This is a genomic window from Bradyrhizobium retamae (assembly GCF_001440415.1).
In the GTDB taxonomy this organism is placed as follows: domain Bacteria; phylum Pseudomonadota; class Alphaproteobacteria; order Rhizobiales; family Xanthobacteraceae; genus Bradyrhizobium; species Bradyrhizobium retamae.
On record NZ_LLYA01000206.1, the window covers coordinates 1 to 19,928 of the forward strand.

Below are 19,928 nucleotides of genomic sequence, written 5' to 3' on the forward strand. Positions count from 1 at the left end.
ACAGCGGCTCGGCGAGATGCGGGCGGCTCGCCGCGGCGCCCAGCATGACGAGCGGTCTGCTGGCGCCCATGATCATGGCTGCGGCGCGCTCGATGGCCGCTGCAGGCGCGACCGGAAGCTCGACGACATGCGGGGGAACGATGTCGGCCGCGGCTTCGTCGGCCGCGATATCCTCGGGCAGTTCGAGATGCACGGGGCCCGGCCGCTCCTGCTGCGCGACCCGGAAGGCGTCGCGAACCAGGGTCGGAATATTCTGCGCGGAGACGATCTGCGTCGCCATCTTGGTGAGCGGTCGCATGGTCGCGACGATGTCAACGATTTGGAAGCGCGCCTGGCGACTGCTCCGGATCGCCTTCTGTCCTGTGATCATGACCATCGGCATCGCGCCCAAATGCGCGTAAGCCGCAGCCGTCGTCAAATTGAGCGCACCGGGACCCAGCGTCGTCAGGCAGACGCCCGCACGCCCGGTGAGACGCCCGAAGGTGGCCGCCATGAAGCCGGCAGCCTGTTCGTGCCGCGTCAGCACCAGCTTGATCTTCGAGCGCCGCAGCGACTCCAGTACGTCGAGATTCTCCTCGCCGGGAATAGCGAAGATGTACCCGACGCCCTCGTTCTCAAGGGCGGCCACCAGCAGATCGGAGGCTTTTGTCACGCGACCGAAACTCCGCTCACGCCTGTTGCAGCTTTCTCCGCCCGATGCGGCAGCGTCCATTCCGGCCGAATGAAGTGACAGGTGTAGCCGTCAGGATATTTTTCCAGATAATCCTGATGCTCGGGCTCGGCCTCCCAGAACGGTCCGGCAGGGGCCACCTCGGTGACAACCTTGCCCGGCCAAAGGCCGGAAGCGTCGACATCGGCGATGGTGTCTTCCGCGGTACGCTTCTGCGCGTCGCTGGTATAGAAGATGGCCGACCGGTAGCTCGCGCCCCGGTCGTTGCCCTGGCGGTTAAGCGTCGAGGGATCATGGATCTGGAAAAAGAACTCCAGCAGCTTGCGATAGCTGATAGTCTGCGGATCGAAGGTGATCTCAATCGCTTCGGCGTGATTGCCGTGGTTGCGATAGGTCGCGTTTGGCACCTCGCCGCCGGTGTAGCCGACCCTGGTTGAAATCACGCCGGGATAGCGGCGTAGCAGATCCTGCACCCCCCAGAAGCAGCCGTCGGCAAGGACTGCCCGTTCCGCCGAAACTGTCATGTCTGTTCTCCCTGGCTCGCTGCGGTCGTCGGTCCCGAGCTCCATCAAGGACGCACAATGAGGCCGAACGATGCAAGAGCGCAAATATCAATGAACCTCTGGTTTGCGCCAGAAGCGGTCGTTCCGGTGAAGTCTGTTTTTGACCGATTTTGTTGCAAAAGTCGGTTGAGACAGGCCGAGAAGCGTGATTCCGTTGTGTTGACGCGTATCTCGGCGGGGTCGATCCATGATGGGCCGTCTGAAGAGTGACCAAGGTCAACTGTTCTACGACTTTCGTCTTGGCGACGCGATCCCCGAAGATCATCTGGTGCGCAAGATCGACAGTTCTGTTGATCTGTCCTGGCTGCGCAGCGAACTTGCACCTCATTATTCGTCTACGGGTCGCCCGTCGATCGATCCGGAGTTGATGATCCGGATGCTGATCGTAGGGTATGTCTTTGCGATCCGCTCGGAGCGATTGATCTGCCGCGAAGTACAGGTGAACCTCGCCTATCGTTGGTTCTGCAAGCTCGGTATCAAGGACGCCATCCCGGACCATTCGGCGTTCTCACGCGCTCGCAACGAGCGTTTCCGCGATGGGGATGTCTTTCGTCGCGTGTTCGAGCGGGTCGTCGAGGCGTGCATTGCCGCCGGTCTGGTTGGCGGCGAAGGCTTTGCGGTCGATGCGAGCCTGATCCAAGCCGATGCCAACAAGCAGCGCTCGATCGCAGGTCAGGACTGGTGCAGGGATCGCGATCCAGCCAGGTCTAGCCGCGCGGTGAAGGAGTATCTGGCGACCCTCAACGATACGGCGTGGGGCGCCGCCAGCGATGTCGTCCCGAAGTTTATCTCGCCATCCGATCCGGCAGCGCAGTGGACCGGGCTCACAAAGGGGCAGCATTCTTCGCGTACTCCGATAACTATTTCATCGACGTGAAGTTCGGTGTCGTCGTTGACGTCGAGGCTTCCCGCGCAATTCGCCAGGCCGACGTTGGCGCAGCAAAGACTATGATCGAACGGACCGAGCAGCGCTTCGGTCTCAAGCCAGAGCGGCTTATCGGAGATACCGCTTATGGAGCTGCTCCGATGCTGAACTGGCTGGTCGAGGAGAAGGGCATCGCGCTACACATTCCTGTGTTCGATAAATCGAAGCGGGATGATGGCACCTTCTCGCGGAGCGACTTTCGATATGATGCGGCCGGGCGACGTCTATCACTGCCCTGGTGGTAAGCGGCTTGGGACGAGCGGTACCGTGCACGAGGGCATGACGCGCATCCTCAAGTAGCCGCCCCCTGACGATGTGCGCAACCGGCTTGATCGAAATGGTAATACCGCTCCACGAAGAGGGCGAAGAGTTGTCAGTTTGTCAGGCGCGCCCTATCGAGGAAGAGTTGCACCTCATGAGGAAATGGGTTCCCTCGCCAAGCATGACAAGCCGCTTGTGGGGGCCGCTCGGCAGCTTGCGGAAAATCGCCTGCGCGCCCTCGGGAGGGGCGAGCCCATCCCACTCCGCGACGATCACCAGCGTGGGGACCTTGATCTGCGCTGGATTATAATATGGCTTGCCTGCCTGCCAGAAATTCCTGTTGTCCTGAAATACGCCTGCCGGGCTGCGCAGCACCGGGGGCTCCTGTTTCGAGCCTACGGGATCGGAGGCGATGGCGGCCGCGGCCCACGCCTCGAACCCCGGCATCAAGTCGCGCTTTCGATCATCGGGTGCGCCGACCTGCAGGCGCTCCCGCGTGGGCGGGGCTGCAACGTAGGCGCCCAACGGAGGGGGCGCAGTTTGCGAGGGCGGCGGGGTTCGCAGCCAGCCGGGCGCAAAGAACACCAGGTTATCGACCTTGTCGTTGTGTTCGCCGATGTAGGCGCCGGTGATGACCGCGCCCCATGACCAGCCCAGGAGACTGAGCTTGGAGACGCCTCGCCGCTGAAGGATGAAATCGATGGCGGAACTGACATCCCTCACCGCGACATCGGTCGTGGCGATGGGAGGGTTGCCGGCTGCTGGCTGATCCATTTCCGGTGGCCGTGTCGATCGACCGTAGCCGCGCACATCCACCAGGTACACATCCCAGCCGCGGTGGGCGATGTGGTCCATCCAGGATAGTCCTTCGAGCGGAAAATCGAATGTCACCTCGCCTGGCAAGGTCGCACCATGGACAAACAGCAGCGTTTTCTGTGCCGCAAATTGCGTCATGTCCTCCGGGCGCTTGTTTCTGATGTACAGCTTCGTCCCAGGATCGACAGCGTCGATCATGAAGTGCTCGGTCAAGAGTTTCGGTGCTTCGGATGCTTCGGCGATCGCGTCTTGTCCAGCGCTTCGTGCACCGGATGGACTGAAAGCGCTCGTTCATATCGACGAAATACTTGAGGCGCTTTGCGCGCTAGACGGCAACGGCCCACGAAACCCGCCAGGTGGAAAGGCCATGCGCTTGCGTTCTACAGAGCGGCTTGCAGCGGCCTAGTACGCTTGCCGAAAGAGAGGTCCGGCGAGGAGGGCGCGCTCGCTCTCCCGCCTTTCTCCAAACGGGATGGACAACAGCAATGGTTATTAAGCGTCGCCGTTTCAAACAAGCCCATTCACTCGAGGAACGACTTGCCCAAAATACAGCGAAGCTGCGCAGGCAGGCCAAGAAACTGCCGCCCGGTCCCACTCAAGAGGATATTGAGCGTAAGATCAGGTAGAACGAGGCTGCCACTGATTTTTGCGAAATGCTTCGCTCGCCGTGGCGGCCGCGACTGTCTGAGTGAGCTTTTTTGGCGACCTTCGCTGAATCAAGAAACGCGCTTCGTGATGGGTTTTTGGTCCTCTCTCGCGCAGCGGGCGGCTTTCCTGCCGCCGGTTCACGGCTGGGGAGGGGCTTCATCTGCGACTTTTTCCCGGAAACTTCGTTCCAGAGTCGCAAGTAGAACCGACACGGAAAGCGGCAAGTGCCTTAATGTCGGCATTTCAACACCTGCAATTATTTATCGATCGCCCGGCCCGGTTGCCGGGCTTTTCGTTGGCAGTTCATTCGAGGACATCGTACTAGCCCATCGCCACGAACACAAAGCAGCCAGCCAGCACGACCAGCCAGATTAGCGAGAGCCGGAAGTAGAGCGTGTTGCGGTCCATTGTGGGGACGTCGCGGCTGCCGCTTGAGGCTCCGTTGACCTAGCTCAAGGGTATTGAGAACAGACAGAGAATGCATTCCCCGCAAAACTACTGATAAACCAAGATTCAGGTTCCACTTTTGTGGCCCGGAACAGATTCCATACTCGGTGCATGACATGCCGAGGGTTGAAACTCAGCCCAGGTGCGTGCGATGGGGCGATATTACTTCGACCTCCAGGGTGCACAGAAAATCAATGACCCAGGCGGCTTCGCATTTGAAGACGACCTGGAGGCTTTCCAGGCTGCTCAGCGACTGGCGGCGGAGTTGGCGGCCACGCGACCAAATCTAAGAGGCAATACCTGCGTGGTGCTCACTCGAAAGGACACGGAAGATACCTATTGGATAGGTGTCTAAGCTGCCTCAGTTGGCGACCTCATTCGAGCACTTCGTACTCAAAGGCCACATCTTAGTAGCCTCGGCGATGTCGACGCACTCTCAAACGCCACGCCTTCCGGATTAAAGCTTTCTTAACCATTTGGCTCAGATGGTTCGCAGTTTATGAAATTGCGAATCATCGGGCTGGAGATTTCCCATGCTCGCGACGGTTCTTTTTTTGGCCTTGGCCGCGCTGGCTGGCTGCACGGCTATTCTTATCGGCTTCGAATTGCTGGCCCGAAGGCGAGGGCTTTGTAGCTGCTTCAGGACGCTCCGATATCACTAGCAGGATGGGTCGCGAAGAAACTGGCCGCTCATTTCGCTGCACGGATCGTGCTGTCGACCGACTGCTGCGTGTAATCCTATGCCTGCGACGCGGCAATCTTTTCAAAGGAAAGAGCAAGCTGGCGACTTGTGCTCGTAAACAAAGAAGCTCTTCGTATTGAACCATTATCAATTTGACGGAGTGATTCTACGTCGCGGCTTTGCTTTGACATAACTCAGCCCCCGAAACGAAAAACTTAATGTTGTAGAAAATACATGTGGAGCGCAAACTTGAACCAGAGTTGGTTCCATTCGGGGAACCGTAGCACATGAGGCCGCGATTTTACCGTACTCAATAAAAACAACGTGGTTTGATTAAATCACGGATAAATCACGGAAGGGATGCATGAAGAGTTATCACGGGGACAATAGTTATCACGGGGACAATCATGAAACGAATCGAACTCGATGGAATGGGTGCCGATGACTTATGGTCCCTGCACATTGAGGTCTCTGAATTGTTGCAGCAACGAATCCAAACGGAAAAACTGCGACTAGAAGAGCGTCTGAAGCTGTTGGAAGCCCCGGTGTCAGGGCGTCGTTCGTACCCGCGGGTACTCCCGAAATATCGTAATCCTGATCAGCCCTCAGAGACTTGGGCCGGACGGGGCAAACAGCCGCGCTGGCTGGTTGCGCAGTTGCGCTCGGGTAAGCGGATCGACGATTTCAGAATCAAGAAGGCGGCCAATAGACGCTAAGCTACCGCCCGATCCAGGGTCACAAACCTCGTATTCAAATGCGACCCCTTCCGGGTCGTTCTCTCGAACCGGGTTTCCGCGGCGTCTTGGATGGCGAACACCTTGATGTGCTCGGGATCGCCAACCTGCTTGCTGGTGTCGATGTAGACAAAGACGTTCGTCTCTCTCAGCTTTTCTGCGTCCCCACCGGAGATCCAAAGCTATTTGGTCAGGTGCGCAAGCATGGCCTCACAGGCGTTCTCGGCTTCGGCGAACGTCTTAAAGGGTGATCCGCCTACCCTGATGGCAGTCCTGTTTAAATTGATGGGGCGCCAAGAGGCTACAAAGCCAGGTTTCCCGTGGAGTCCAGGACCACTGCTACTCTCATTACTGATTACGAATGAGAAGCCGCACTCGCTCGCGCTCCATATCTCTAGCTCCTGTGTCGCGGGAGCAATGCGGCTGAAGTGCATGGGCGCCTTCCACGATCCAGCGAGCCAAAGCGGCCCCAGGTTTTCAGGCTGGGGCCGCCAACCTGTAGGCAGGTTTTCCTCCGGCCAGGGGGCTTTGGGGGCATCGGCCGGAAGCGGGGATTCGACGTTTGGCCGTGCCCGGAGTTCCAAAGATTGCAACATTCTCCCGACAGCGCGGCTGTGGCTTGACCAAGCGGGCCGCCCTGAGGCTGCGCGCATGCCGTCGGCTTCACACCGCGATTGCCGCCGACTCCAGCCTCCAGCAGCCGCGACGGAAAGCGACCGAGCGGGTGAGGCGATCGACCTGGGAACCGAGGGAGGCACCAAAAGGTGGGTGACGACAAAGAAATGAGCCGCGGGCTAAATTGCTCGGAACTGTTTTGGCGGCGGCCGATTGAGTCATCCCCCAACGCGCGCAAGGAGCGCTGCTGCCATGCGCCTTCATCTGTATCGAGACGAAAGTCGCTCAAGACACCTCGATCTCATCGGGCAGCACTGGTCAGTTGACTTAGTCACCGCCACGGCTGCCAGCATTTTGGTGTTGGGTTTCGCCGGCGCCGTCGTGGTCCTGTTGGTCCGCTAACCGGCGGGATGTATCTGGCCGCCCCAGCGGGGCCACCGCCCGCCGGCAGCGCGGCTTCGGTTCAATCGCCCAGCGCGTCGGCCTTCGCTGGTGGTGCGCGAGGCGGGCGCGGAGCGGGAGAGGGGCGGTCGAAAAAATTCTCGAAGCGTGGCGGGTCCGCTCCGTTGCCATTATACCGCGGGCGTCGATGGGACCGGCGCGTCGATCCTACGGGTTGAATTGGCGTGAAAAACCTCCAGTGGAGGGTGTCATGGAGAACTGGACGAACGCCAAATTGTGCGACGTCGCAAACCTGATCCTTGGCGCGATTCTATTTGTTTCGCCCTGGATGTTCGGCTTCGACGCCGGAACGGTTTCCACCAACGCCTACATCACCGGCATCGCCATCGCGGTCCTTGCGATCGCGGCGCTGGCCGCATTCGCGGTGTGGGAGGAGTGGCTGAACCTCATTGTCGGCTTATGGGCGCTGGTTTCGCCCTGGGTGTTGGGCTTCCAGGGAACCACTGCGATGACGGTGCATGTGATCATCGGCGCCGCGGTCGCGATCCTGGCAGCGATCGAGCTCTGGATGATGTCCCAGATCCCGCCGCGGCTGACCACCGGGCAGTGAGGCCCGTCGGCGGGCCAGGCGCCGAGCGGGACCAGCTCAAAGCAGAGCAGGGCGGGCCTACGATGCTTGGCGGCCGCAGCTGGTGATGGGCGACCATTTGAAATGGCACGATGACCAGGTGAACCCTTCGCCTTGGATCGCCGCGCTTGCTGAATTGCGTCAGCGCGGCGCGCGAGGGGATACCGTTACCGGCACGTACAGGCGATCATTGTTGCGATCGATCAGCACGCCGAGAAGGCGCGGGCAACTGCGACTACTTTCTCAAAAAGCCTTATGGCGTGGGTTAATCTCAATCTGTGCCGACACTCGGACAAGAGACCGCCCGAAGGCGGTCTTACATCCATCGCATCTTCGCCGCAGGTCAGCCGCGACTCAGGCTCTGCATTCTGCTTGCGCAATTACGCGCTTCAGATGGAGCGAAGAGATGCCAGCCGTGGTGCCGCCGTTGATCGCCTGCACCACCCGGATGCCATTCGCCGTCGTCTCATCGCCAGGACCGCCGGCGTTGGTGATGTACAAGAACGAGTTGCCGGTCGCGCTGCCGCCGTTGATGATGAGCTTGTCGGAGGGTGAACCGTCGCTGCCAAGGAACGTGTTGAGTGCCGCTGGCACCGACGTAGTTCGCCGTCGTCAGGGCCTTGAACACGCCGCCCACCGGCGGCGAGAACAAAATCGAACTCTCACGATTGGTGAGATTGGTGACGTTAGAGTCACCGGTTAGATTCCAGACCGTGCCATTCTGCAGCACGATGTTTGAGGTTGACGTGCCGGTGGTGAGCGCCGCGCCCCGCAGGATGGAGGAGTCTGCATTCAGACCGAGCAATCCTGGCGCGGTGCCATCTGCGACGCTGAGCCAGATCCCGTTGCCGGTCACGACTGCGCCTGCCAGCTGCACATTGGCGGCACCACCGAGAACCTTGATGGCCGGCGCTGCTGCGCTGGTCAGCTTGCTTTCGGAAACGTTGGCCGTCTGCAAGGTGCCCGCCGGACCCGTCATAAACAGGGCACTCGCGTCAGGTCCTGTTGCGGTCACGCGGAGACCTGCGGCCGTAACTGCGCTCCCGCTTTCGACGTCCACGCCATGGGCCCCGATACCGGTGGTCAAGAGCGATCCGCCACTCATCGTGAGGCTGGCACCCAACCGTGCAGTCGCGCCTGCAGCGTTCTCGCCCGTAGTTGAGATCGTCACTCCGTTCAAGGCTATACGCGCCCCACTTTGAGCGAACGCGCCGTGGCTCTCCTGACCAGCCATCATGAAGGAAACGCCTGTGGCAGTAAAATCGGCGTCCGCTCCGGACGCGAACAGGCCGCGCGAAGTGCTGCCGGAGGTCGTGACAGTGCCGCCGGTCATTGTCAGCCGGCCACCCCCCTGACACCGTCCGCGTTGTTTCCTGTCGTTGTTACGACGACATCGTTGGCATTGAGCGACGCCGCAGGCGAGTCCGCGTCCAGGCCGGCCACACCCGCCGCGTCAGTGGAGACCTGGACGCGCGTGAGCGTCATGGGATCCACAGTAGTGATGGTGTGCCGTATTGCCGCGTCGCCGAGGACGCCTCCTCCCCGGACGATGGTATCCATTACTGTGATCTGTCCTTGGCCCTGCTGCTGGATGGCGAAGCCGCCGTTGGAAATAACCGTACCGCCGTTTCAGGATGATCGTACCGGGTAGCAGCGTTGTACCTGCCAAGACGGTGTCTCTGGGCGCGGTGAACGTAACGCCGTTGGCGGTAATGCCGGCGCCTGCACTCTGCGCCACGAGGGCGTTGGCGACGTTAGCGGTATAGGACAGCGACGGGTTCGTCGCACTCGGAAGGACCAGCACCTCGCCTGGCCCGGCGCGACAGCTAACACCAGGATTACAAGCTGCTTTGGCCTAATTCGTGGTCACAGTTGCCGCCACGGGCAGCGCAGCGACGACGACAACCGATCGCACATGCACTCCAAGCCTGGGAAATGCATCTGAGAGAGACGTCCAAGTTGTGCCGATTGGTTTGCTCACCGATCACATCCTTCCCGCGGCAGCGCCCAGCGCCATACGCGTTTCAAATTGTGAAAAAGGTCGGACCGCGTCGGCTGGTTCGTTGGTCCGCACGCGCGATGCCCCAATCGGTGCCACACCAGATCGCTTCCGGAAGGCGGCGTGCAGACGTGCAAACTCAATCTAAGCTAGCACTGGCACCGGTACTATCGCACAAATTGCCGAAAATGTGGCAGACAACCGGCAGAGTTCGAGTTTTCGCTGGCTGTTGCGATCAGGTGACGTAGACGTCAACAACGCTGACCAATTTCAGGATCGACGCGCTTGTCGCAGCAGCACATCCGATCGCTGACCTGGTGATTGATATCAGCAAGCCGGCTTATGGCCCGAGCCGAACAACGCTTAAGCCGTTGTCAGGTCGGTTGCCAGCGATAGACCGGACTTCAGTCCACGCTCGCCTCCACCGCCGCTTGTGACGCGCGATAGGAAGCCTGAGCGGCTAGTTCCAAGTCAATTCTTTATCCGTGCAGCAAGCAACTCGGCGCGTGGAGCTATGCGGGCGTGTGCACCGATGCGCCAACGAGCGGCAGCCGAAGGTCATCGGCGTCGACGGCGTCTCCGATTTCAACGCCCTGCATTCCGGCAAGCACAATGAAAAGGTACAGCTCTGCGCGTTCGATGTGCTCGCGCTGGATGCGACGATTATCTGGATGCGCTTCCGCGCCTCCGTCCCTTACCGGGCCCGGACTAGGTCAGCCGCGAACGGCGAGGGCGCGCTCTTACCGAAGCTGTTGATCTTTTTCCGTTACGGATAAGCCGATGCAGACAAAGGATCCAGGGCGTGTTTGGAGCCGAACCTCGGGTTCAAAAGCATGGCGACGGGCGTGCGACTCGGCAATCATGCCCGGGCTGCATGGCGACGAAAGGCGGCCATCAAATGCCGGACAAAATTTGCGCGGCAGTGCATCCAGATTGTCGGCTTCCGACTAGAAGTAGCGTGGCAGACGTTACAGTAACTTGCATCGAAGGAGAGCAACGGGGAGATGCATATGACAAGTTGGTCGCCGACGGTAGTGCCTTACGGCGCTGATCAGACCGTCTACCTTGTGTTCGATTGTTCCCGACCGTCACACAGTGATTGCCCCGAAAAGGGGATTGAGCGGGACGACGTCGAAACGATCATCTCCGATCTCCTAACCGGCCAACTCAAAGCTCCGGTTCGCGTAATGGCCTTCAACACACTTGAGCACTGGATCGAGGATGTTTCCAACCAAGTAGCCGAAGAAATTCAAACCCGCTGCGATATCGATGGCGTACCAGTACCCGAACACGTCGAGGACTTTGTTGCAAGCCACACCGGTGCAATTCAGCGGCTTCACTTGGCTTAATTCGTAATCCGGAGCAGGCCAGAACCGTGCAGCCAAACCATATTTTGCCCATATCGAGAAATGCCCAGCCAAGGCGTCCGCGGCGGGGCATGCCCATAGGTACTTCGACAGGGCGGCTTGCATTGCTTCCCAATTCGTCTGAGGTGAAGTTCGAGCCTCGCATGTCGGCTCGTGGCCCCTTCGGATTGAACGTGGGACCTTGCGGGCGGGCATCTTCGGACAGCAACGTGCCTTAAGCTCGCAGGCGTCGCAATCATGTTTGACGGCGCGATAGAGCAGTGTCTCGCCCAAGACCAAAGAACGGAAGGCCCGCTCTTCTGGCCGGGATCGATACGGCAGCCGATAGTCATGCATCAAACTGCCGGTGCGACACGCAGGAGATTACTGCGAAGGGCCCTTATCTCGACGTGCCGAGCCCTGCATGCACCCGAAATCACCATGTGAGAAGTCGAACTTGGCCAGCGCTTCACCCGGGTTACGATAAGTTTCGCCCTTGCCGCAGTCGTCGGACGGCTTGGGGTCGCAATTGTCCTTCTGCGGCTGACAGTCGTCGTTCTTGGCGTCCTTCCAGCCACCATCCTGCTTGGAGTACTCGCCCTTGCCGTCTTTCGAGCAGTCGACCTTCCCGGCATGCTTCGAATAGTCGCCCTTGCGGTTGTCGTCGGAGCAGTCGTCGTGGCCCTGCGCGACCTTGGTCGATTGCGCGCCTTCACCGGAAACCCCGGTGAGACCAGCATCGCGCGCAGGCGCCGCTGCTGGTCTGCGGCCGGGAACTCCGACCTGCAGCGGCCGGGCCGCCGCGGGAAGACGGATGATCATATCCGCACCGTGGGCGATTTCGGGTCGGTGTGCTATACTCACGCGAGTCATATTTAGATGCCGGAGATTGGCATTGATTTCTTTTTCCTTGTCGGTGTCCAGATGTGCCGTGCCCTCGTCCAGAAACAGGATCTTTGGTCGGCGATAGAGCGCGCGCGCAAGCAGTACGCGCTGTTTCTGCCCGCTGGATAGTGAGCTTCCCATGTCACCGATGAGGCTGTTGTAGCTCATCGGCATTGCCATGACATCGTCGTGGATGCCGGCGATCTGCGCACACTCGACCATCCATTGCTGATCGAATGTTGTCTCAAAAAAGCAGATATTGTCGGCAATAGATCCTGACAGCAATTGATCCTCCTGCATCACCACGCCGATTTGTTCGCGATAAACGCGTGGTCCGATCTGGCCTAGCGGAAGGCCGTCGATCAGGACCTCCCCGCCCGTTGGCTCGAGCAGCCCAAGCATAATCTTGACCAGAGTTGTCTTGCCGCAGCCGGAGGGTCCCATGATCGTCACGAATTGTCCCGGAGCAACGCACAGATTAACGTTATTTAGAATCAGAGGCTCTGCTTCTGCATAGCGGAAGCACACGTTGCGCAGTTCGATCGCGCCGCGGATCGGTCGCATATACGACAGATCCTGGTCGTGCCCCCGCTCGAGTGGGGTGAGCGCAATATCGGCGAGGCGTTCCAGGTGCAATCCGAGAATGCGCAGTTCCACCAGCTTCTCAATCAGCAGCGCTGTCCGTTCGGCGAACTGCAGCTTGTAGCTGACGAATGCGAATATCATGCCAACCGAGATGAGGTTGTCTAGTGCGAGGCGAGCGGCGAGGTAGATTGTGATTACGTTCTCCAGGCCGAATATCGTGTCGTTGATCGCTTTGAAGCTGATTCTCGCCCGGCCTAGCCGCACGTTGGCATTTACGAACTCAGCATAGCGGTTCAGCCACTGGCTCTCCCGCTCGTTCTCTCGGTTGAGCAGCTTCAGGCTCTGCACCGCCCGCACGGTTTCGATGAAGGTGGAGTTTTCCTGTGCCTTGCTTTGAATGGCCGCTTCGCTCCGTTGTCGGAACATCCTGAAGAGAGCTAGTCGCAAAGCGGCGTACAGCGCGAACGCGCACAGGACGACAAATCCGAGCTGGACGCTGTATGCGAACATCAACGCCAGCATCAACACCGACATGAGACCGTCGATCAAGCCCGTGATCAGTCCCTCCGCTAGCATGTTGCGGATAGGCTCGATCGAGCCGAAGCGCGACAGGATGTCGCCGATGTGCCGCTTTTCGAAAAAGGAGAGTGGCAAACGCACCAGATGATGAAACAGGCGGGCGCCGATCTGAAAGCTCAGCGTGTTCTGCAGAATAAGAACAATGAACGAGCGGGTCGCGGTCGACGCGACTTTGATCAGGACGAGTAGCGCGAATCCAAGCCCGAGTACGAGCAGAAGATCGACGTCGCCTCTGGCGATGACCTCGTCAACCGTGAGCTGCATGTAGAAAGGAGCGGCGAGGATAAGGATCTCGATGACCAGCGAGAGAACCAATACTTGCGTCAAGACATGAGAGTTTCCCCTCATTCCGCTCCAGAATGCTGAGAACGGTAATCGCACTCTCTGGTCTGTGCAGCAGAACTCTTCACTGGGTGAGAGTTCAAGCACGACTCCGGTGAGATGTCTCGATGCTTCGGTGAAGGGAAACCATTTCTCGCCGGCGGCCGGATCGTGAACCACGATCCCGTTCTTCTTGCACGCCTTCAGGACAACGAAATGATCCATGTCCCAGTGCAGGATGGCCGGGAGACGCAGTTGGCACAGATGGTCAACCTCGATTCGCAGCGGCCGGCATGCCAGGCCCAGGTGAGCCGCTATCTCCATGAGGTCGCGGAGAGTGACGCCTTTCAACGAGATTGCGTACCGCCGCCGCAGGCTATTCATGTCAGTTCGATGGCCATGATAGGATGCTACCATGGCAAGGCATGCCAGCCCGCATTCCGCTGCCTCTGTCTGCCTGATGACCGGGAGGAACCCGCGTCCGCTGAAGTTCAATAGCGCCTGCATACGGCTACATCCTTGCGCTAAACACCGGATCAAGCAGCCACCTCATCAGCGAGCGCTGCTCAAGAATCACGTCGGCCTTGAGCAGCATGCCTGGCTGAAGCGGCGTCTTGAGGCCATAGGCATCGATGTCGGGCCGCTCGGGAGCCACAGTCACGCGGTACGCCGGCTCTTGGAGGGTGATCGGCCCGGTAGCATCATTGCCGGTCAGGATCGTTTGAGAGACTTTTGTTACGCTGCCGCGGTAGGTGCCGAATTTCTGATAGGGAAATGCATCGTAAAGTATCCTGACCTGCTGGCCGGGGCGCACGAATCCGAACGCGCGCGTCGGAAAGAACAGCTCCGCCTGCAAGGTCGAATCAAGCGGGATGATTTCGAGCTGCATATGCTTTGGATCAGCGACCTTGCCGATACTTGCATGCAGCGCGGACACGCTCCCACTCGTCGGCGCCTTGATAACGTAGGCCCGCCGTCCGTCCACCTCGGCGACGCGCTGTTCGATCCAGGAGAGATCGCCGCGCAGTACGCGAACCCTCTCTGCGGCGACGATCGGAAGTTGCTCGAGCGTATGCTGAGCATCAGCCAATTGGGTGCGTCGTACGGTGATCTGCTGATCGAGCGACGCCAAGTGCTGCGCTTGCTCAAGCGCGGCCTGCTCGCGGCGCTTCAGCTCGATGGCCGGCAATGCTCCCTTCGCGATTAGAGTAGCGCCCGTCGATACAAAACTCTCGGAAAGCTTCAGCCGTTCGTTCTGGATGTTGCGCTGGTCCTCGAGTTGGGCAATCTCCCCCTCGATCCCTTTGGTCGTGGAAGCGAGGCGCTCGTGTTCCGAGGCCGTCCGGCGCTCTTCCGCAGCGATCTGTCGCTCGACCACCTCGCGTTGCCGCGCCAGCGCTGCGAGAACGGTGGCATTGACGTCATCGCCGTTGGCGCTGATTTGGGAAGTGACTACGGTCAGGAGCGGGTCGCCCTCGGCAACCTCCTGACCCTCCTTGACGTGGAGCTCTTTGATGAAACCCTGGTGTGGAACGAAAATTTTGGCCGTTCCGAAGGTCGGCGTTAGATAGCCGGTGACGGTTTCCTTGCGCGCGTATTGAGCGATGGAGATAAAAAACAAAATGAATGCAACAAGGCCCGCAAGAGTCCAGCTGAGGATCGTGCTCGATATCGGCTGCAGCGATACGACCTCGCCCCAGCTGTGGCGTTGATGCAGAAAGTCGATTGCTTCCTGGCGAAATAGAGCTGGCCGTGTCGCCATGGACGCACCTTGTTGCTACGCTTTCATTCGTCGATTTGAGGCTGCGCGTAGTATTCTCTACGCCGCGCCACGGCTGCGGATGGGTATCGCATGATGCGGTGGAGAACCGCTCCCCCGCTATGGAGAAGCGGTTCGCCCGCGCATCTCGTCGTTACGTAGATTGCACCTGGATCCCGAGGACGTTGACTCCGATGTTTGTGTCGTTAACGTTGACCAAGCCGACTTGTGTGTTGTCGTCGCCACCGCAACACTTGTCGTGGCCGCGCTTGTCGCCGCCGGCGGCTACGAGGTCGAGTTCTTGGTCGCGCAGTTCAACAGGGTGGGTAAGTTCGTGCATGTTACTCTCCTTGTACTCTCTTGGATGTTGATGGCGCCGTACTAATGGCTACCACTACCCTCTAGTCGGAAGCCGCCAATCTGGATGCAACGCCGCGTAAACTTTTCCCGGCATAATCCTTGCCGTTCATTGATACCGGTTGGCGTCGAAGAGATCGCAATCAAGCTCGTTACGAGCGCTCACGCCACTCCTGCTCGATCAAGCGCGCACTCCCGCAGAGAAAAGCAATGGCCGTCATGCGGGACAACGGGCCCTCAATTCACGTTTAATCCGCCGACCGGATCGGCGATCGGTGCTGCCATGGCCGAGTGACCAGCTACAAGTCCAGGCTGGGTTAATGAGGCGTATCTAAATCATTCTGATGGGGGGCCAGCGATGGCTTGGAGTCCTTACCCGCCCTTGAATAATGCGAAAACACTGTTCACCGGAATGTCAGTGTTTTCGATGGTGACGATTCGATTCACCAATTCCGTTCGGCGTCGGAGCGGACCTAAGCGCGGCCCTCTAACACCCAATTCAGGACTCGGAGGGCATCGCTCCGATCCGTGCATTGTTCTGTTGGACCACAGTCCGCGAGAGCTTTCACCCATCGAACGCCCGTAGCGCCGCCTTCGCATTGGAGCGTTACGACATAATCATCCTGCAGCACCAACTTCGGACCAGTCGCGTTCATGACCATCCTCATGAACTCCTCTGGCCCAGTGATGGAGCCTTCTGCGACGACAGGTCCTGCGACCGGTACTATGGTGAGCCAGTAGTAGATAGCGCCCGCTTTCGCTTGGCCGATGATGATCGTGCCGTCGCCGCTCAGTTCGTCGATGGTATCATCGTGCAGGTCCATGTGCTCAGCCCTCAACAGGATAAGGTCGCTGTCAACGGGATGTGCCTTCATGTTACCTTCCTTGGGTGTTGATGGCGCCATGGTTACAGCTGCCATCCACCTCTAGTCAGAAGCCGCCAATCTGGATGCAATGTCGCTCGAATTTTGCCGATAACGATAAGGAATAACGCCTGTCGTTCATTGATGCCGTGTGACCTCGAGGAGATCGCAATCAAGATCACTGCGGGTGCTCACGCACTCCTCCTCGATCAAGCGAGATGGCGTGGCCACGCCCCTTAAGGTTCCGAGCGGCGTCCAGTTCCTGGCGCGCGCTCCGAACTAAGAAAACATTGGACCTTCATGCGCCATCACGCGCTCTCAAATTTCGCGTTCTGAAATCCGTCGACGAGGCCGTCGATCGGTGCTGTGAGGCTGGAACCCTCGCTGCGGCAAAATACAATCATGTCCATCGCGTGCCGCGATTGGGCAGGTCTCCGCGGCCCGCGTGGCAAGTGAGCATCACTCGCGTGGCACGCGAGCATGAAGTGTTACTCGCCGGGGCAAAATCAAAATGCAAAATCAAAATCATGTCCATCGCGTGCCTCGATTGGGCAGGTCGCCGCAGTTCGCGTGGCAAGCGAGCATCACTCGCGCGGCGAGCGAGCATGAGTGTTAAGCGCCAGCTGCGCCCTGACGAAAACGTCACGATTTTGTGATGGTGCAGATTGAAACAATTTTCAGCATCAAAGTTGATTTCCCCCAACGGCTCATTTCGCATCAGGAAATGCAAGCCACCAGTTTCTGGAAATGCAAGCCACCAGTATTCAGGAAATGCAAGCCAGCAATATTCGCTGGACGGGAATAGTTGCGTCTGCGTTACGAAGGGGTGACTTCGACGATGCCCCACCACGGAGCCGAGTTCACAAAAGCAGAGTCTCGCTCCGGCGCAGCGCAGGATGATACCTATCTCAATTGCGAGACGGCTCTCAATTACGAAACGGCGCTCATCGAGTGCGCCGCCGGATCGCAGTCTGCTGTCGGAAAAATCTACGCCCGGGAGAAGGACCAGTTGCGCGCGGTGGCGCACCGCATCGTCCACGATAGGTCGCGTGCGGAAGACGTCATCCACGATGCATTCGCGCAGATTCTCCGATGTGCCAAAAGCTTCGATCCTGCACGCGGATCCGCGCGGGGCTGGATCTACACGATCGTCCGCAACACAGCACTCAAGGTGCAGCAGAGCGCCAGGCGAGAACTCGCGCTCGAGGAGCACACGCTGAACGCCGTCTGCGAGCGGGAACAGAGGGGCCCGAATCCCGCGTCTCGCATCCCGGACAGCATGACGCTCCGGACCATGCTCGATCAACTTGAGCCAAAGCGCCGCGCGAGCCTGCTTCTGGCGATCATCGACGGGCGTACGCATGAGGAGATCGCCGAATACCTCCAGGTTCCGGTCGGAACGGTCAAGGCGTGGATCCGGAGAGAGCTGGTGGCCATGCGCCGGCAGCTCGAATGAGGCGTGAATTTGGTTTGCGCGCTGCATCCATCGTGGCGCGTCAGCGACAGTAGGGTGAGGGCGCGGTGATCCGGACCAGGCATGGGCCCGTCGCAAACCCGAAGCTAGGAGCGAAACCATGTCTATCCTGAGCTGGATTACGAGCATTTTCGGACTGGTTAAGAATCCGGGAATCGGCGTCCCACGCGAGGAATGCAAGCCAACCACGCTCGACGACTGCGGCAACGGCGAGCACTTCAAGAGGAATGACGATCACAAGGGTCGGGACGACTACTCCAAGCACGATGGTGGCTGGAAGGACGCCAAGAACGACGACTGCCAGCCGCAGAAGGACTATTGCGACCCCAAGCCGTCCGAGGGCGACACCTATCGTAACCCGGGTGAAGCGCTGGCCAAGCTCGACTTCTCACATGGTGATTTCGGCTCGCATGGTCCGGATCATTCGGGTGACATGCAGGTCGCGCTCGCTTCGATGTCGTCCGACGACGCGCTCGAATACGCCATCGGCCAGATGGGCCCCGCGGATCACTTCGACGGAGATTTCCACATGCCGGCGGACGTGTCGCACGGCACGGACGCCTGATGCGCCGAAAGACCCGCCCGGCACGGAATGCGCGAGAGTAGTTTCTGAGAAAAAGGCGGCGGTCATGAACCAAGTAGAAAAACGTGAACTGTTCGAACAAGAGCGGAAAATCTTCGAAGCCGGGGTGCAGCGTGTGGACAAACGATCCGGCTCTTTCAATTTCCTGACTTGGTCCTTCTTCACTGCCCCGCTGATTGCCTGTGAAGAGTTTCTTGTCGCCATGTTCAAAGCCGCGGCGGCCGAGCAGGAGGACGCGAAAACGGCTCAGGCGGGCGCCGCGCCGCAGGCGGCGAATGACCATCCGTCGGCGATTGATCCCTCGAAAACGGGCGCAGAGGATGAGCCGGCCAAAAGGCCCGCCGCCTCGTCGGCGCGTGCGGCCCAGTTCGATCCGACCGGGCTGTTGGCGCAGCCGCATGACGATGCGCGCAAGCCGGGCACCGCCCGCAGCGAAGCTCTCGCCGCCGAGGGGGCGGGGGCGGCGGAGGCGGCGATGATGCCGAGTCCTGCCATCATAACGCTCACACCTCAATCGAAGATGGTTCCGTCAACCCGCTATCAGCGGATTCCCACCTCGGAAGCACTCAAATGCAGGGTGGGTCAACGCTCGAATCCGTGCAGTCCAACGTGCTACTCTTTCAGCCCGTCGATCAGCCCGTCGATGATCGGCTTCGCTCCCTTGCTTGGAGCTGTCGGCAGTCTCAGCAATGACGTGGTGGGAGGGATCGCGTCGGTCGAGGCGCAGCCGGTGCTCGCAACCGCAACCGACACCGTAAGCACGCTGACCCATGACGTGGGCGGCACGATTGCGCCGGTCGAGGCGCAGCCGGTGCTTGCGACCGCGACCGACACCGTGGGCACGCTGACTAAGGACGTGGCCGGCGCGATTGCGCCGGTCGAGGCGGCAGTGCAGCCGGTGCTCACAACGGTGACCGACACCGTGGGCACGCTGACCAACAACGTGGGCGGCCCGATCACGCCGGTCGGGGCGGCGGCGCAGCCGGTGCTCGCAACGGTGACCGACACCGTGGGCACGCTGACCAACGACGTGGCCGGCACGATCGCGCCGGTCGAGGCGGCGGCGCAGCCGGTGCTCACAACCGTGACCGACACCGTGGGCACGCTGACCAACAACGTGGGCGGCCCGATCACGCCGGTCGGGGCGGCGGCGCAGCCGGTGCTCGCAACGGTGACCGACACCGTGGGCACGCTGACCAACGACGTGGCCGGCACGATCGCGCCGGTCGAGGCGGCGGCGCAGCCGGTGCTCACAACCGTGACCGACACCGTGGGCACGCTGACCAACAACGTGGGCGGCCCGATCACGCCGGTCGGGGCGGCGGCGCAGCCGGTGCTCGCAACGGTGACCGACACCGTGGGCACGCTGACCAACGACGTGGCCGGCACGATCGCGCCGGTCGAGGCGGCGGCGCAGCCGGTGCTCACAACCGTGACCGACACCGTGGGCACGCTGACCAACAACGTGGGCGGCCCGATCACGCCGGTCGGGGCGGCGGCGCAGCCGGTGCTTACAACAGTGATCGACACCGTGGGCACGCTGACCAACGACGTGGGCGGCCCGATCACGCCGGTCGGGGCGGCGGCGCAGCCGGTGCTTACAACAGTGATCGACACCGTGGGCACGCTGACCAACGACGTGGGCGGCCCGATCACGCCGGTCGGGGCGGCGGCGCAGCCGGTGCTTACAACAGTGATCGACACCGTAAGCACGCCGACCCATGACGTGGCCGGCACGATCGCGCCGGTCGAGGCGCAGCCAATGCTCACGACCGCGACCAATACC

General features: G+C 60.1%; 20 protein-coding genes and 1 pseudogene. 10 read left to right on the forward strand and 11 right to left on the reverse strand.

The annotated features are described in order from the left end of the window. Window positions 1–652 (reverse strand): thiamine pyrophosphate-binding protein (locus CQ13_RS36045; protein WP_245309560.1); only part of this gene is annotated, 652 nt, incomplete at its 3' end. Beyond that, window positions 649–1,194 (reverse strand): peptide-methionine (S)-S-oxide reductase MsrA, encoded by a 546-nt coding sequence (msrA, locus tag CQ13_RS36050; RefSeq protein ID WP_057847541.1) that lies wholly within the window; start codon window positions 1,192–1,194, stop codon window positions 649–651. The genes msrA and CQ13_RS36045, both read right to left, overlap by 4 nt. Before the next feature lie 226 nt (window positions 1,195–1,420). On the opposite strand from msrA, the pseudogene CQ13_RS36055 reads away from it, so the two are divergent. Continuing rightward, a pseudogene (locus tag CQ13_RS36055) lies at window positions 1,421–2,410 on the forward strand (transposase); the annotation flags it as partial. Between the two features lie 129 nt (window positions 2,411–2,539). Here the strand turns inward: CQ13_RS36055 and CQ13_RS36065 are convergent. Further along, a complete protein-coding gene (locus CQ13_RS36065; RefSeq protein WP_082637855.1) occupies window positions 2,540–3,433 on the reverse strand; it encodes an alpha/beta hydrolase in 894 nt (297 codons plus the stop codon). 1,048 nt (window positions 3,434–4,481) lie between these two features. Here CQ13_RS36065 and CQ13_RS47435 point away from each other — a divergent pair. The 4 genes from CQ13_RS47435 (at window position 4,482) to CQ13_RS36085 (ending at window position 7,373) form a co-directional block, all read left to right on the forward strand. Then, window positions 4,482–4,685, forward strand: coding sequence for a DUF6894 family protein (locus tag CQ13_RS47435; protein WP_057847528.1), 204 nt, complete (start codon window positions 4,482–4,484; stop codon window positions 4,683–4,685). 734 nt (window positions 4,686–5,419) lie between these two features. Further along, complete coding sequence (locus CQ13_RS36075; protein ID WP_057847529.1) at window positions 5,420–5,728, forward strand: H-NS histone family protein; 309 nt, start codon at window positions 5,420–5,422, stop codon at window positions 5,726–5,728. Between the two features lie 86 nt (window positions 5,729–5,814). Then, a complete protein-coding gene (locus tag CQ13_RS43855) occupies window positions 5,815–5,997 on the forward strand; it encodes a hypothetical protein (RefSeq protein ID WP_156434109.1) in 183 nt (60 codons plus the stop codon). Between the two features lie 1,016 nt (window positions 5,998–7,013). After that, a complete protein-coding gene (locus tag CQ13_RS36085) occupies window positions 7,014–7,373 on the forward strand; it encodes an SPW repeat protein (protein ID WP_057847531.1) in 360 nt (119 codons plus the stop codon). Window positions 7,374–7,745: 372 nt separating this feature from the next. Here the strand turns inward: CQ13_RS36085 and CQ13_RS46165 are convergent, their stop codons facing one another. The 3 genes from CQ13_RS46165 to CQ13_RS36095 are packed head-to-tail and all read right to left on the reverse strand — an operon-like array spanning window position 7,746 to window position 8,951. After that, a complete protein-coding gene (locus CQ13_RS46165) occupies window positions 7,746–7,928 on the reverse strand; it encodes a hypothetical protein (RefSeq protein WP_283807565.1) in 183 nt (60 codons plus the stop codon). Further along, window positions 7,858–8,724, reverse strand: a complete 867-nt coding sequence (locus CQ13_RS46645; protein WP_057847532.1) for a hypothetical protein — start codon at window positions 8,722–8,724, stop codon at window positions 7,858–7,860. The genes CQ13_RS46165 and CQ13_RS46645 overlap by 71 nt, the downstream gene beginning before the upstream one ends. Before the next feature lie 2 nt (window positions 8,725–8,726). Then, window positions 8,727–8,951 carry a hypothetical protein gene (locus CQ13_RS36095; RefSeq protein ID WP_057847533.1) on the reverse strand — a complete coding sequence of 75 codons (225 nt, stop codon included), beginning with the start codon at window positions 8,949–8,951 and terminating at the stop codon, window positions 8,727–8,729. Between the two features lie 963 nt (window positions 8,952–9,914). Between CQ13_RS36095 and CQ13_RS46895 the strand changes: the two genes are divergently transcribed. Then, window positions 9,915–10,166, forward strand: coding sequence for a hypothetical protein (locus CQ13_RS46895; RefSeq protein ID WP_347337084.1), 252 nt, complete (start codon window positions 9,915–9,917; stop codon window positions 10,164–10,166). Between the two features lie 378 nt (window positions 10,167–10,544). Here the strand turns inward: CQ13_RS46895 and CQ13_RS43870 are convergent, their stop codons facing one another. The 3 genes from CQ13_RS43870 to CQ13_RS47600 all read right to left on the reverse strand — a co-directional run bounded on the left by CQ13_RS43870 (window position 10,545) and on the right by CQ13_RS47600 (window position 14,295). After that, window positions 10,545–10,862, reverse strand: coding sequence for a hypothetical protein (locus CQ13_RS43870; protein ID WP_057847535.1), 318 nt, complete (start codon window positions 10,860–10,862; stop codon window positions 10,545–10,547). Window positions 10,863–11,120: 258 nt separating this feature from the next. Continuing rightward, complete coding sequence (locus tag CQ13_RS36110) at window positions 11,121–13,613, reverse strand: peptidase domain-containing ABC transporter (RefSeq protein WP_057847536.1); 2,493 nt, start codon at window positions 13,611–13,613, stop codon at window positions 11,121–11,123. 4 nt (window positions 13,614–13,617) lie between these two features. After that, window positions 13,618–14,295 carry a beta-barrel domain-containing protein gene (locus tag CQ13_RS47600; protein WP_488225907.1) on the reverse strand — a complete coding sequence of 226 codons (678 nt, stop codon included), beginning with the start codon at window positions 14,293–14,295 and terminating at the stop codon, window positions 13,618–13,620. A 90-nt stretch (window positions 14,296–14,385) separates the two neighbouring features. On the opposite strand from CQ13_RS47600, the gene CQ13_RS47605 reads away from it, so the two are divergent. Beyond that, on the forward strand, window positions 14,386–14,673 hold the full coding sequence (locus CQ13_RS47605; protein WP_245309564.1) for a hypothetical protein: 288 nt from the start codon (window positions 14,386–14,388) through the stop codon (window positions 14,671–14,673). Window positions 14,674–15,019: 346 nt separating this feature from the next. Here CQ13_RS47605 and CQ13_RS43875 read toward each other — a convergent pair whose 3' ends face one another. Next, complete coding sequence (locus CQ13_RS43875) at window positions 15,020–15,205, reverse strand: hypothetical protein (protein WP_156434110.1); 186 nt, start codon at window positions 15,203–15,205, stop codon at window positions 15,020–15,022. Window positions 15,206–15,695: 490 nt separating this feature from the next. Further along, complete coding sequence (locus CQ13_RS36125; RefSeq protein WP_156434111.1) at window positions 15,696–16,097, reverse strand: hypothetical protein; 402 nt, start codon at window positions 16,095–16,097, stop codon at window positions 15,696–15,698. 793 nt (window positions 16,098–16,890) lie between these two features. Between CQ13_RS36125 and CQ13_RS36130 the strand changes: the two genes are divergently transcribed. The 3 genes from CQ13_RS36130 to CQ13_RS36140 form a co-directional block, all read left to right on the forward strand. Further along, on the forward strand, window positions 16,891–17,541 hold the full coding sequence (locus CQ13_RS36130) for a sigma-70 family RNA polymerase sigma factor (protein WP_245309561.1): 651 nt from the start codon (window positions 16,891–16,893) through the stop codon (window positions 17,539–17,541). A 118-nt stretch (window positions 17,542–17,659) separates the two neighbouring features. Continuing rightward, on the forward strand, window positions 17,660–18,124 hold the full coding sequence (locus tag CQ13_RS36135; RefSeq protein ID WP_057847540.1) for a hypothetical protein: 465 nt from the start codon (window positions 17,660–17,662) through the stop codon (window positions 18,122–18,124). Between the two features lie 64 nt (window positions 18,125–18,188). After that, a partial coding sequence (locus tag CQ13_RS36140) for a phage tail family protein (protein ID WP_197427555.1) occupies window positions 18,189–19,928 on the forward strand: 1,740 nt, incomplete at its 3' end.

Coding starts and splice junctions, on each gene's coding strand:
- CQ13_RS36095 (WP_057847533.1), bottom strand. CDS start 8,951: ATGGATACCATCGTCCGGGGAGGAGGCGTCCTCGGCGACGCGGCAATA.
- msrA (WP_057847541.1), bottom strand. CDS start 1,194: ATGACAGTTTCGGCGGAACGGGCAGTCCTTGCCGACGGCTGCTTCTGG.
- CQ13_RS47435 (WP_057847528.1), top strand. CDS start 4,482: ATGGGGCGATATTACTTCGACCTCCAGGGTGCACAGAAAATCAATGAC.
- CQ13_RS36075 (WP_057847529.1), top strand. CDS start 5,420: ATGAAACGAATCGAACTCGATGGAATGGGTGCCGATGACTTATGGTCC.
- CQ13_RS36085 (WP_057847531.1), top strand. CDS start 7,014: ATGGAGAACTGGACGAACGCCAAATTGTGCGACGTCGCAAACCTGATC.
- CQ13_RS36065 (WP_082637855.1), bottom strand. CDS start 3,433: ATGATCGACGCTGTCGATCCTGGGACGAAGCTGTACATCAGAAACAAG.
- CQ13_RS36110 (WP_057847536.1), bottom strand. CDS start 13,613: ATGCAGGCGCTATTGAACTTCAGCGGACGCGGGTTCCTCCCGGTCATC.
- CQ13_RS36125 (WP_156434111.1), bottom strand. CDS start 16,097: ATGAAGGCACATCCCGTTGACAGCGACCTTATCCTGTTGAGGGCTGAG.
- CQ13_RS46645 (WP_057847532.1), bottom strand. CDS start 8,724: ATGACCGGCGGCACTGTCACGACCTCCGGCAGCACTTCGCGCGGCCTG.
- CQ13_RS43870 (WP_057847535.1), bottom strand. CDS start 10,862: ATGCAAGCCGCCCTGTCGAAGTACCTATGGGCATGCCCCGCCGCGGAC.
- CQ13_RS43875 (WP_156434110.1), bottom strand. CDS start 15,205: ATGCACGAACTTACCCACCCTGTTGAACTGCGCGACCAAGAACTCGAC.
- CQ13_RS36135 (WP_057847540.1), top strand. CDS start 17,660: ATGTCTATCCTGAGCTGGATTACGAGCATTTTCGGACTGGTTAAGAAT.